This window comes from Streptomyces sp. NPDC012888 (assembly GCF_042900645.1).
In the GTDB taxonomy this organism is placed as follows: domain Bacteria; phylum Actinomycetota; class Actinomycetes; order Streptomycetales; family Streptomycetaceae; genus Streptomyces.
In genome coordinates this window covers 259,536-271,745 of the sequence record NZ_JBIBBM010000004.1, presented here as the reverse complement: position 1 = coordinate 271,745, position 12,210 = coordinate 259,536, and the positions used below count along the sequence as shown (strand labels likewise).

Annotated in this window: 12 protein-coding genes; 7 read left to right on the top strand and 5 right to left on the bottom strand. The window is 70.9% G+C overall.

What is annotated here, in order from left to right; translation table 11 throughout:
- The first annotated feature begins 212 nt into the window (after positions 1-212).
- The 4 genes from ACFY61_RS08640 to ACFY61_RS08625 all read left to right on the top strand — a co-directional run bounded on the left by ACFY61_RS08640 (position 213) and on the right by ACFY61_RS08625 (position 4,991).
- On the top strand, positions 213-1,496 hold the full coding sequence (locus ACFY61_RS08640; RefSeq protein ID WP_389468761.1) for an extracellular solute-binding protein: 1,284 nt from the start codon (positions 213-215) through the stop codon (positions 1,494-1,496).
- A gap of 106 nt (positions 1,497-1,602) precedes the next feature.
- Positions 1,603-2,622 (top strand): carbohydrate ABC transporter permease, encoded by a 1,020-nt coding sequence (locus ACFY61_RS08635; RefSeq protein ID WP_389468759.1) that lies wholly within the window; start codon positions 1,603-1,605, stop codon positions 2,620-2,622.
- A gap of 47 nt (positions 2,623-2,669) precedes the next feature.
- Positions 2,670-3,488: a carbohydrate ABC transporter permease gene (locus ACFY61_RS08630; protein WP_389469300.1), complete on the top strand. Its 819-nt coding sequence runs from the start codon at positions 2,670-2,672 to the stop codon at positions 3,486-3,488.
- Positions 3,489-3,494: 6 nt separating this feature from the next.
- On the top strand, positions 3,495-4,991 hold the full coding sequence (locus tag ACFY61_RS08625) for a glycoside hydrolase family 3 protein (protein WP_389468756.1): 1,497 nt from the start codon (positions 3,495-3,497) through the stop codon (positions 4,989-4,991).
- Between the two features lie 73 nt (positions 4,992-5,064).
- On the opposite strand, the gene nagB is transcribed toward ACFY61_RS08625, so the two are convergent.
- Positions 5,065-5,850, bottom strand: a complete 786-nt coding sequence (gene nagB, locus ACFY61_RS08620; protein WP_389468755.1) for a glucosamine-6-phosphate deaminase — start codon at positions 5,848-5,850, stop codon at positions 5,065-5,067.
- 175 nt (positions 5,851-6,025) lie between these two features.
- Between nagB and ACFY61_RS08615 the strand changes: the two genes are divergently transcribed.
- Complete coding sequence (locus tag ACFY61_RS08615) at positions 6,026-6,619, top strand: TetR/AcrR family transcriptional regulator (protein ID WP_389468752.1); 594 nt, start codon at positions 6,026-6,028, stop codon at positions 6,617-6,619.
- Positions 6,620-6,996: 377 nt separating this feature from the next.
- Positions 6,997-8,466 (top strand): sensor histidine kinase, encoded by a 1,470-nt coding sequence (locus tag ACFY61_RS08610; RefSeq protein ID WP_389469298.1) that lies wholly within the window; start codon positions 6,997-6,999, stop codon positions 8,464-8,466.
- A gap of 151 nt (positions 8,467-8,617) precedes the next feature.
- Here the strand turns inward: ACFY61_RS08610 and ACFY61_RS08605 are convergent, their stop codons facing one another.
- The gene (locus ACFY61_RS08605) at positions 8,618-8,875 is read right to left on the bottom strand and encodes a WhiB family transcriptional regulator (protein WP_003953983.1); all 258 of its coding nucleotides are present in this window, start codon (positions 8,873-8,875) and stop codon (positions 8,618-8,620) included.
- Between the two features lie 320 nt (positions 8,876-9,195).
- Positions 9,196-10,164: a diacylglycerol/lipid kinase family protein gene (locus ACFY61_RS08600; RefSeq protein ID WP_389468750.1), complete on the bottom strand. Its 969-nt coding sequence runs from the start codon at positions 10,162-10,164 to the stop codon at positions 9,196-9,198.
- 42 nt (positions 10,165-10,206) lie between these two features.
- On the opposite strand from ACFY61_RS08600, the gene ACFY61_RS08595 reads away from it, so the two are divergent.
- A complete protein-coding gene (locus ACFY61_RS08595; RefSeq protein ID WP_389468748.1) occupies positions 10,207-10,641 on the top strand; it encodes a hypothetical protein in 435 nt (144 codons plus the stop codon).
- A 54-nt stretch (positions 10,642-10,695) separates the two neighbouring features.
- Here the strand turns inward: ACFY61_RS08595 and ACFY61_RS08590 are convergent, their stop codons facing one another.
- Together ACFY61_RS08590 and ACFY61_RS08585 are read right to left on the bottom strand one after the other, a co-directional pair.
- Positions 10,696-11,670 (bottom strand): RNA polymerase sigma factor SigF, encoded by a 975-nt coding sequence (locus tag ACFY61_RS08590; protein WP_389468745.1) that lies wholly within the window; start codon positions 11,668-11,670, stop codon positions 10,696-10,698.
- A complete protein-coding gene (locus ACFY61_RS08585; protein ID WP_389468743.1) occupies positions 11,667-12,080 on the bottom strand; it encodes an anti-sigma regulatory factor in 414 nt (137 codons plus the stop codon). Before ACFY61_RS08585 ends, ACFY61_RS08590 begins: the two co-directional genes overlap by 4 nt.
- Between the last annotated feature and the right edge of the window lie 130 nt (positions 12,081-12,210).

The window sequence follows — 12,210 nt, the reverse complement described above, 5'->3', positions numbered from 1 at the left end:
CGCCCCTCCCTCAGGTGTCGGTCCGGTAACGGACCGAGCACCCGTTCATTAGACCCTTGACACCCCTAAAGGTCTAGGCCAAGCTCCGAGTACTGGTCTAAACCAATCAATGGAACCAGATCCCGGCCCCACGAGCACCACTTGGCGTATGTCGGCCTATGTCATCGCGGCGGGCGAGGGAAGTGCAATGAGGCATCCCTGAGGAGGGTGGCGTGAAGCGCAAGCTCATCGCGGCGGTCGGTGTCGCGGGCATGATGGTCGGCGTCGCGGCCTGCGGCAACGGCGGCGACGACAAGGGCGGGACCGACGCGAACGGCAACAAGGAGCTCACCGTCTGGGTCATGGACGGCTCCGCCCCCCAGCCGTGGATCGACGCCGTGAACAAGGAGTTCGAGGCCAAGCACCCCGGGACCAAGGTCAAGGTCGAGGTCCAGCAGTGGAAGGGCATCCAGGAGAAGGTCACCACGGCCCTCTCCGAGAACACCCCGCCGGACGTCCTCGAGCTCGGCAACACCCAGACCGCCGGCTACGCCGTCACCGGCGGCCTCGCCGACCTCACCGGTGACAAGTCCAAGCTCGGCGCCGACGCCTGGAGCAAGGGCATGCTGCCCTCCGCCGAGGTCGACGGCAAGCTCTACTCCGCTCCCTGGTACGCCGCCAACCGCGTCGTGGTCTACGACAAGAAGGCCTACGCCAAGGCCGGGATCACCCCGCCCAAGACCCGTGACGAGTGGATCGCCGGCCTGGAGAAGCTGAAGGCCTCCGACCCCGCCGCCCAGCCGATCTACCTCCCCGGCCAGAGCTGGTACGTCCTCGCCGGCTTCATCTGGGACGAGGGCGGCGACCTCGCCGTCAAGGACGGCGACAAGTGGAAGGGCCAGCTCTCCACCCCCGCCGCCAAGAACGGCATGGAGTTCTACAAGAAGCTCCAGTCCTTCTCCACCGCCCCCAAGGACAAGGACGAGGCCACCCCGCAGCAGTCCACCGACATCGTCCCCAAGGGCGGCGTCGCCTCCTGGATCGGTCTCGGCTGGGAGGCCGCCGGCGCCGAGAAGGCCCTGAAGGACGCGGGCAAGGAGGCCGACTTCGGCTACTTCCCGATCCCGGGCAAGACCGCCGACAAGCCGGGCGCCACCTTCCTGGGCGGCTCCAACCTCGCCGTCGCCGAGCGCTCCAAGAACAAGGAGCTCGCCAAGGAGTGGCTGGCCCTCGCCACCGGCAAGGACCAGATGACCAAGTACGCCGCCGAGCTCAAGGGCGCGCTGCTGCCCAACCAGGAAGCCGCGAACTTCCAGGCGCCGGCCGGCTCCTTCGCCGAGGCCATGGCCCAGGGCGCCGTCTCCGGCAAGATCACCCCGATCACCCCGGGCTGGGCCAACGTCGAGACCGAGCCGAACCCCATCAAGGAGTTCATGACCAAGGTCCTCAAGGGTGAGGACGCCGCCAAGGCGGGCGAGGCCGCGGACAAGGAAATCGCGAGCCGCATCAGCAAGTAGCACCAGCAGCACCACCACGCACCGGGGGTGCGGCAGGCGCGCCCGAGCGCTCGCCGTGCCCCCGGTCGCGCATTGACGGCACAGTCAACCGCGAGGAAACAACGACATGACCGTGCACTCCCAGGGAGCGGTGACGCGCGCTCCACAGGACGCACCACAGAAGTCCGCCGGAAGGCCGCCGGCACCGCCGACCACGACCGGCCCCGACCGGCCGTCTCCTCGCGGGGGCAGGAAGTCGCTCCCGTCCGGCTGGCTGCCGTACGCGCTGATCGCCCCGGCCGTCATCAGCCTCGCCGGGCTGCTGCTCTACCCGCTGCTCAAGAACGTCCTGCTGTCCTTCCAGCAGGTCAACAAGATCGAGCTGATCCAGCGCAAGGCGCCCTTCACCGGGCTGGACAACTACACCCAGCTCCTCGGCGACTCGCAGTTCTGGACGGTGGTCGTCCGCAGCTTCGTCTTCACCGCCGCCAACGTCGCCCTGATCATGATCCTGGGCAGCCTCATCGGCATCCTGCTGGAGCGCCTCGGCAAGTGGATGCGCCTGGTCCTCTCGCTCGCCCTGGTGATGGCCTGGGCCATGCCCATCGTCGCCTCGGTCACCGTCTTCCAGTGGCTCTTCGACGAGCAGTTCGGCGTCGTCAACTGGCTGATGCGCGTCCTCGGCTTCACCGGCTACGAGCAGCACAACTGGTTCGAGACCGGCTTCTCCACCCTGGTGATCATCGCCATCCTGCTGATCTGGGGCTCCATCCCCTTCGTCGCCCTCAACATGTACGCCGCCCTGACCACCGTCGGCAGCGAGCTGTACGAGGCCGCCAAGATGGACGGCGCCAACGGCTGGCAGACCTTCTGGAAGGTCGTCTTCCCGAACCTGCGCGGTTTCTTCCTGGTCACCACGTTCCTCGAGGTGATCTGGATCTTCAAGGCCTTCACCCAGGTCTACGCGATGCGCGCCGGCGGCCCCGACCGCGCCTCCGAGACCCTCCCGGTCTTCGCCTACATCGAGGGCCAGTCCCAGCAGCACTACGGCCTCGCCGCCGCCATCTCCATCCTGACGATCCTGATGCTCGTGGTCGTCATGTCCTTCTACTTCCGCCTGATCCTGAAGCAGGAGGAGGAGCAGTGAGCAGCACCGCCCCCAAGCCCGCGCAGACCCTCCGCACGCGCAAGGCGCTGCGCCCCGCCGCCGTCGCCAAGAACCTCGGCGCCCTCCTCCTCGCGGTGGTGTTCGTCTTCCCGGTCTACTGGATGATCGCCTCGGCGCTGAAGCCGTCGAGCGAGATCCTCACCAAGGACCCGGTCTTCGTCTTCACCCCCACCCTGGACAACTTCGGCACCGCCACCGAGGTCGACCTGTTCTGGACCTACGTCCAGAACAGCCTGGTCGTCACCGTCACGGCCGTCCTGCTCGCCCTGTTCGTCGCCCTCGCCGCGAGCTTCGCGATCGCCCGGATGAGGTTCAGGGGCCGCAAGGGCCTGATCCTCGCCGTGATGATGGCGCAGATGGCCCCCTGGGAGGTCATGGTCATCGCGATGTACATGATCGCCCGCGACGCCGAGATGCTGAACAGCCTCCCGCTGCTCACCGCGATCTACTTCGTGATGGTCCTCCCCTTCACCATCTGGACCCTGCGCGGCTTCATCGCGGCCGTCCCCGTCACCCTCGAGGAAGCCGCCCAGATCGACGGCTGCACCCGCGGCCAGGCCTTCCGCAAGGTGATCTTCCCGCTGCTCGCGCCCGGCCTGATGTCCACCTCGCTCTTCGGCTTCATCACCGCCTGGAACGAGTTCGCGATGGTCCTGATCCTCAACAAGGACAAGACCGCCCAGACGCTGCCGCTGTGGCTCACCCAGTTCCAGACCGCCTTCGGCAACGACTGGGGCGCCACCATGGCCGCCTCCACCCTGTTCGCCCTGCCGGTCCTGCTGATCTTCGTCTTCCTCCAGCGCAAGGCCGTCGGCGGCATGACCGCCGGCGCAGTGAAGGGATAACGGCACATGACTGTCCTTGCGCACCGGGCGGACACCCTCACCCAGGACGCCCTCGCGGTCCTCCAGCCCGGCTTCGAGGGCACCACCGCCCCCGCCTGGCTGCTGCGCCAGGTCTCCCAGGGCCTCACCGCCGTCGGTCTGTTCGGCCGCAACATCACCTCGCCCGCCCAGCTCGCCGCGCTCACCGCACAGCTGCGCGCCGAGCGGGACGACGTCCTCGTCGCCATCGACGAGGAGGGTGGCGACGTCACCCGCCTGGAGGTCCGCGAAGGATCCTCCTTCCCCGGCAACCTCGCACTCGGCGCGGTGGACGACACCGCCCTGACCCGGGACGTGGCCCACGAGCTGGGCCGCCGCCTCGCCGAGTGCGGGGTCAACCTCAACTGGGCGCCGTCCGCGGACGTCAACTCCAACCCGGACAACCCGGTCATCGGCGTACGGTCCTTCGGCGCCGACACCCTTCTCGCGGCCCGGCACACCGCCGCCTACGTGGACGGCCTGCAGGCCGCCGGAGTCGCCGCCTGCACCAAGCACTTCCCCGGCCACGGCGACACCAACGTCGACTCCCACCACGCGCTGCCGCGCATCGACGCGGACCTCGACACCCTGTACGCCCGCGAACTCGTGCCCTTCCGGGCCGCCATCGCCGCCGGCACCAAGGCCGTGATGAGCGCGCACATCCTCGTGCCCTCCCTGGACCCCACGCGGCCGGCCACCCTGAGCCCGCGGATCCTGACCGGCCTGCTCCGCAAGGAGCTCGGCTTCGAGGGGCTGGTCGTCACCGACGGCATGGAGATGAACGCCATCGCCGGCACGTACGGCATCGAGCGCGGCTCGGTCCTCGCGATCGCGGCGGGCGCGGACGCCATCTGCGTGGGCGGCGGCCTCGCCGACGAGGCGACCGTCCTCCGCCTGCGCGACGCCCTGGTGGACGCCGTGCGCGAGGGAACCCTGCCTGAGGAGCGGCTCGCCGACGCCGCCGCCCGGGTACGGGCGCTCGCCGACTGGACCCGGCGCTCCCGGGCCGCCGGCCTGCCGGGCGCGCCGCAGGAGGGGAGCGCGCCCGGCACCGGCATCGGCCTGACCGCGGCCCGCCGCGCGCTGTCCGTCACCGGTGGCCCGGTCACGGTGACCCGCCCGTACGTGGCGACGCTCTCCCCGGTCGCGAACATCGCGGTCGGCGACGAGACCCCGTGGGGCGTGGCCGGCGAACTCGCCGCGCTGGTCCCGGACACCGAGGCGGCGACCTACGCCGAGGGCGTGGACCCCGCGGAGATCCTGGCGGCGGCGGGCGACCGCACGGTCGTGGCGGTGGTCCGCGACGCGCACCGGCACGCCTGGATGACGGCGGCCGTCGCCGCGCTCGTGGCGGCCCGGCCCGACACGGTGGTCGTGGAGATGGGCCTGCCGCGCGCGGAGCCGGCCGGCGCGGTGTACGTCGCCACTTACGGCGCCTCCCGTGCCTGCGGCCGGGCCGCGGCGGAGGCCCTGGCCGGCCGGTAGGCGGACCGGCGGACAGACCGGAGGCCGGGCCCCGTGGAGGGGGCCCGGCCTTCCGCGTGCGTCCGGCGGGCGTCTAGAGGCCCTGCCAGGCCGGCTTGTTCGCGTAGGTGTGCCGGAAGTAGTCCGCCAGCTTCAGCTTCGACGCGGCCGCCTCGTCCACCACGACCGTCGCGTGCCGGTGCAGCTGCAGCGCCGAGGCCGGGACGAGAGCGGACAGCGGCCCCTCGACGGTCTGGGCGACCGCCTCGGCCTTGCCCTCGCCGGTGGCCAGGAGGACCAGGTGCCGGGCGTCCAGGATCGTGCCGATGCCCTGGGTGATGACGTGGTGCGGCACCTGCTCCAGGTCGCCCTCGAAGAACCGCGCGTTGTCCACGCGGGTCTGCTCGGTGAGCGTCTTGATGCGGGTGCGGGAGGCCAGGGAGGAGCAGGGCTCGTTGAAGCCGATGTGGCCGTCGGTGCCGATGCCCAGCAGCTGGAGGTCCACGCCGCCGGCCCCGGCCAGCGCCCGGTCGTACTCCTCGCAGGCGGCCACGAGGTCCTCGGCGGAGCCGTCCGGGCCCATGAAGGAGGCCTCGGACAGGCCGAGCGGCTCGACGACCTCCCGGAGGACGACGGCCCGGTAGGACTCCGGGTGGCCGGCCGGCAGCCCCACGTACTCGTCGAGCTGGCATATCCGGGTGCGGGAGACGTCGACCTCGCCGCGCCGGACCTTGCCGCTCAGCGCCTCGTAGACGGGCAGGGGGGTCGAGCCGGTCGCGACACCGAGCAGGGCGTCGGGCTTGCGGCGTACCAGGGCGGCCATGGCCTCCGCGATGAGCTCGCCGCCTGCCTTGGCGTCCGGGACGATGACAACTTCCACGCTGGGCCTGCCGATCTGGAGAGAGGGAGCATTGTGGTATAGACCAATCTAGCAGAGCCGCGCCCCTCGCGGCGGGACTTCCCGCCCTCTCCCATGGTGGTCCCGGCCCACCCGCGCCCGCCCCCCGGCAACCGGCCGGGCGGGTTTGATTAGCGGCCGCTATAGAATTTCGTCCATGGTGACCGGAAAGCGGGGCAGGCCCCGTTCCTTCGACCGCGAGGCCGCCCTGGAGAAGGCCGTCCTGGCCTTCTGGGAGCGCGGCTACGAGGCGACCTCCATCTCCGAGCTGACCGCCGTGATGGGCATCGGCGCGCCCAGCCTGTACGCGGCCTTCGGGGACAAGCGCAAGCTCTTCGACGAGGCGGTGGCGGCCTACGCGGCCCGCTACGGCGCCTTCGGCGGCGCGGCACTCGCCGAGGAGCCCACCGCGCGCGATGCCGTCGCCCGGATCCTGCGCGAGGCGGCCGAGACGTACGCCGACCCCTCGCACCCGGCGGGATGCATGGTCGTCTGTGCGGCCGTGAACACCACCGACGACGAGGTCGCCGAGGGCCTGCGGCAGCGGCGGAACGCCAACATGGAGGCCTTCGCGGCCCGGATCCGCGCCGACGTGGCGGCCGGGCTGCTGCCCGCCGGTACGGACGCGGCCGGGCTGGCCCGCTACTTCGGGGCCGTGATCCAGGGGATGTCCCAGCAGTCCCGCGACGGCGCGACCCGGGAGGATCTGCTGGCGCTGGCCGGGACCGCGATGCGCGCCTGGCCGGAGTGAGCCGCGAGTCGGGGAAGAGTGAGCTGCGAGTCGCGGAGGAGTCCTCTGGGCCACGGTGCCGGGACGGGACCCTCAACCCGTCCGGCACCGTAGCCCGGAGTTACATCGGCCGGCGGGTGTGCGGTCCCGGCGGCCGGCGGGAGGTGCCTGCGCGGTCAGGGCAGAACGCGCGGCTTCCTCGATCCGTCCTCCTGTGCGGGGAGGACGGAGGCTTTGAATCGATTGTGGACTAGACCAATCTGTTCTGTCCATCCACCTACGGGAGCCGATCGCATCCCGTGACTTCCTCCAACAGTACGCGGCCAAAGGTACTCGTGGGTATTCCCACGAGGAAAGTCTTCACCCGAACCCGGGGTACGCTCGCACACGTGCCCTCCATGAACGACCTCGTACGCCAGCACACCGCTCTGAGTGAGACCGACCTGGAGTGGCTCCACCTGCTGGTCTCGGAGTGGCAGCTGCTCTCCGACCTGTCCTTCGCGGACCTCGTGCTGTGGGTGCCCACCCTCGACGGGACCCGCTACGTCTCGGTGGCCCAGATGCGGCCGAACACCGGCCCCACCTCCTACCAGGACGACATGGTCGGCCACCTGGTGCCGCGCGGCCGCCGCCCGCTGCTGGACGCCGCGCTCGACGAGGGCCGGATCGTGCGCGAGGGCGACCCGGAGTGGCGCGAGGAGGTCCCCGTCCGGGTCGAGTCCATCCCGGTCCGGCGCGAGGGCCGGGTCCTCGGGGTGATCGCCCGCAACACCAACCTGCTCACCGTGCGCACGCCGAGCCGGCTGGAGCTGACCTACCTCCAGTCCGCCTCGGACCTGGCGCAGATGATCGCGGCCGGAGCCTTCCCGTTCCCCGGCCAGCAGGTCGACATGGACGCCTCCCCCCGCGTCGGCGACGGCCTGATGCGGCTGGACGCGGACGGCGTGGTGACGTACGCCTCCCCGAACGCCCTCTCCGCCTACCACCGGCTCGGCCTCGCGTCCGACCTGGTCGGCCAGCACCTGGGCACCACCACGGCCGAACTCGCCCCTTCCCGCGGGCCGGTGGACGAGGCCCTGGTCAAGCTGGCCAGCGGCTGGGCCCCCCGGGAGACCGAGGTCGAGGGCAACGGCGGGGTCATCCAGCTCCGGGCGATCCCGCTCAAGCCCAAGGGGACCCGCATCGGTTCCCTGGTGCTGTGCCGGGACGTCACCGAACTCCGGCGTCGCGAACGTGAACTGATCACCAAGGACGCGACCATCCGCGAGATCCACCACCGGGTGAAGAACAACCTCCAGACGGTGGCGGCCCTGCTGCGGCTCCAGGCCCGCCGGATGGACTCGACGCAGGGGCGCGAAGCGCTGAACGAGGCGGTGCGCCGGGTCGGCTCGATCGCCATCGTGCACGAGACCCTCTCGCAGAACCTGGACGAACGGGTCGAATTCGACGAGATCGCCGACCGTGTGATCGCGATGGTCGCCGAGATCTCCCCCGGCAAGGTGGACTGCCGGCGCATCGGACGGTTCGGGATCCTGGACGCGGAGGTGGCCACCCCGCTGTCCATGGTGCTGACCGAGATCCTGCAGAACGCTCTGGAGCACGCCTTCGCGCCGGGGGAGCGGGGCGCCGTGGAGGTCACCGCCGCCCGCAGCGGCACCGGGCGTGACGATTCGCGACTGCTGATCACGGTGCAGGACGACGGCTGCGGTCTGCCGGAGGGCTTCGACCCGCAGCGGGCCGGCAACCTCGGACTGCAGATCGTGCGGACCCTGGTGGAGGGCGAGCTCGGCGGCGCCTTCGACATGGTGCCGGGCGAGGCGGGCGGCACGCGGGTCGTCCTGGACATCCCGGCGAGTCCCCAGAAGTAGCCCGGCCGCGGGCGGACAGCACTGAGCCCCCGTTCCGGAGGCCCTCCCGGCTCGTGGCTGGGGGGGCTCCCGGAACGGGGGCTCAAGAGCTAACGTCGCCGACGCTGAGGGGTACTACGCGCTGCGGCTATCGAGGTGGAGCAAGTAGATGTCAGGCGCTGGCGTTGCGCGCCCGGTTGCGGGCGGCGCGGCGCTTCATGGCGCGGCGCTCGTCCTCGCTGAGGCCGCCCCAGACACCGGAGTCCTGGCCGGACTCGAGCGCCCACTGCAGGCACTGCTCCATCACGGGGCAGCGGCGGCAGACGGCCTTGGCTTCCTCGATCTGCAGCAGCGCAGGACCGGTGTTGCCGATGGGGAAGAAGAGCTCGGGGTCTTCCTCGCGGCAAACGGCGTTGTGACGCCAGTCCATGGCTGCTCCATCTCCTTGTATTGCGGGCAGGTTGCTTGTGAATGTGAACGCTTTCACGAATCCCCCCGCAAGGGAAGGTCCAACGCCCAGTTGCCCGGGGCGGTCCGTCGGTTCGTGGAGGGGTTCTGGCGGTCTTCGTGGGTGCCGGGTCCTGCGGGCTGTCCCGATCGCCATGTAGAGATTCGCAAACCTCGGACGGGGATACAACCCCTTCCGGAAAGTTTTTTTTGATTCGTCGGTGTCGACTAGGTCACAGCCGTACTTCCTGTGGGTGGAGCAGCGCCTAAACGTTCGAGTGAAAGGACTTTAGGCTCTTCTACTCACACAATCACACGCAGTGCACGGCGAACGCCTGTGAACCGAACGCTGGTGCGCAGACCGAGGTGGTCGCCGTCCATCTGGAAGGGAAGCGGCACCTTCGAATGCAAGGTGAAGTCGGTCAGATCGTGCAGAGACACCGCATGCTTGCCCTGCGGGCCGCGCTCAGGAGTCGAGGTCAGGAGCTGTGTCGCGTAGCGCGCGACGGCCGAAGTTGACAAACGGCTCAGGGCCAGTACGTCAAGTGCGGTATCGAACGAGGCCGCCGGGGAGGCGTACAGCGGACGGTTCCCCAGGTACGTCCAGGGTGACGTGTTGCACACTATCGACATCACCAGGTCCGTCACCGGCTCCGCGCCGGGACGCTCCAGCGTCACCGTGCCGTGGCGGCGGTGCGGGTCCTCCATGAACTGCCGCAGCATCTGCCGCACGTACAGACCATGGGTCGAACGCTTGCCCCGCTCCCGCTGCTGCTCGACCCGGCCCACCACGCCCGCGTCGAAGCCGAGGCCCGCGCAGAACGTGAACCAGCGGGACGGGACCGCCTCGTCCTCGGTGCCGGGGGCGCCGGCCGCCAGTCCCAGGCCCACCGTGCGCTCGCGCCGCTCCCGAAGCGCGTCGAGCAGGGCGCCGGTGGCCTCCACCGCGTCGTTGGGCAGGCCCAGTGCCCGGGCGAAGACATTGGTGGAACCCCCCGGCACCACCGCGAGCCCCGGCAGCCGGTCCGGGTCGGGACCGGCGTGCAGCAGACCGTTGACGACCTCGTTCACGGTGCCGTCGCCGCCCAGCGCCACGACCAGCTCGACGTCCCGGCTCTCCGCCGCCTTCCGCCCCAGGTCCCGGGCGTGACCCCGGTACTCGGTGGTCACCGCCTCCAGCTTCATCTCGCTGGCCAGGGCGTGGGTGAGCACGTCACGCGTGCGCGCACTGGTGGTCGTCGCTGCTGGGTTGGCCACGAGAAGTGCACGCATGAGCGTCAGAGTACCCACCGGCGGCGCGGCTACCCTGCTGGGGTGAGTACCAAGCAGACCCCCGCGACCCCGCCCGCCGCCGCCCCGCTGCCCGGCCGGCTGACCGCCGCCGCGGTCCTCACCGCCCTGGAGGGGCTGGCGTTGGCCTGCCTCGGCGTCTACATGCTGTACGTCGGCGTCGCCGGCGACCCCGACTCGCCGCAGCAGGCCGAGACGGGCGGTGTGACCCTGCTCGCACTCGCCGCGCTGCCGGTGGTCGCGGCGAACGGTCTGCGGCTGGGCCGCCGCTGGAGCCGCGGCCCCGCGCTGATCACCCAGCTGATGGCGATGCCGGTCGCCTGGACGCTGTGGACCACCGGCGGCGCGATGACCGCGGCAGCGGTGGCCCTGGGCCTGACCGCGCTGGCCGTGGTGGTCCTCCTGGTGAACCCCACGGCGACCGAGGCCCTGGGGATCGCACCCAGGGACCCGTCGTAACGGAGGGTCACCGGCGCGGTCGGTGGGGTCCGAGACCTCCCCGGCCGCCCGCGCTCACTCCTCCACGAGGAGCTTCTCCCGCAGCTGGGCCAGGGTCCGGGCCAGCAGCCGGGAGACGTGCATCTGCGAGATGCCCACTTCCTGCGCGATCTGCGACTGCGTCATGTTCCCGAAGAACCGCAGCAGCAGGATCCGCTTCTCCCGCGGCGGCAGCCCCTCCAGCAGCGGCTTGAGGGACTCGCGGTACTCGACCCCCTCCAGCGCCTCGTCCTCGGCGCCGAGCGTGTCCGCCACCGCCGGGGACTCGTCGTCCGTGTCCGGCACGTCCAGCGAGAGCGTGCTGTAGGCATTGGCCGATTCCAGCCCCTCCAGCACCTCCTCCTCGGAGATGCCGAGCCGTTCCGCCAGCTCGTGCACGGTGGGGGAGCGGCCGTGCTGCTGGGACAGCTCGGCCGTGGCCGTGGTCAGCGACAGCCGCAGCTCCTGGAGGCGCCGCGGCACCCGGACCGCCCAGCCCTTGTCACGGAAGTGACGCTTGATCTCGCCGACCACCGTGGGGGTCGCGTACGTCGAGAACTCGACGCCCCGGTCGGGGTCGAACCGGTCCACCGACTTGATCAGGCCGATGGTGGCCACCTGCGTCAGGTCGTCCAGCGGCTCGCCCCGGTTGCGGAACCGCCGCGCCAGGTGCTCGACCAGCGGCAGGTGCATCCGGACCAGCCGGTTGCGGAGCTCGGCGCGCTGCGGGGAGCCCTCGGGCAGTTCCCGCAGCTCCAGGAACAGCATCCGCGCCCCGGTCCGGTCGCGCGGATCCTCCGCGGACCGGTGCTCCTGCTGGTCTTCGTGCTGGTTCTCGCTCATAGGGCCCGCCCGTCGCTCCGCCGAGTCCAAAAAGCCGGCCGCCGCCGATGCGCCGGCCGCGCCGTCCACCGCACCGCCCGCCGCGCCGTCCACCACCGGGTGGGGCCGGGCGTGCTGCTCCGGGACGCCTGGGGCGGCCTCCCGTACCGGGCTCTCCCCGCCGCTCACGCCGGGCCTGGTCCCGCGCCGCGCTGTTTGTGGAGGCTGATGCTCACCGTCCGGTCCTCCTCGACGTGCGACTCGACCTTGCCGGCCAGCGCCGACAGCACCGTCCAGGCGAACGTGTCGCGCTCGGGGGCCCGCCCGTCGGTCGTGGGGGCCGAGACGGTCACCTCCAGCGAGTCGTCCACCAGCCGGAAGACGCAGCTGAGGACGGAGCCGGGCAGCGCCTGCTGCAGCAGGATCGCGCAGGCCTCGTCCACCGCGATGCGGAGGTCCTCGATCTCGTCGAGGGTGAAGTCCAACCGCGCGGCCAGACCGGCCGTGGCGGTCCGCAGCACTGACAGATAGGCACCCGCAGCCGGCAGCCGGACTTCGACGAAGTCCTGGGTCCCGGGCTCGCCTGCGATCTGGGACACCCTCACCTCCAAGGTGGTACGAGCTGAAGTTCGCCGGTGACGCTATCGCGATCCGCGCGATCGTGTCGCGGCACCCCCGGTGGCACCAGCCCCAGACCAGCGGCGGTCAGTGACTGATGGTAAGCCCACA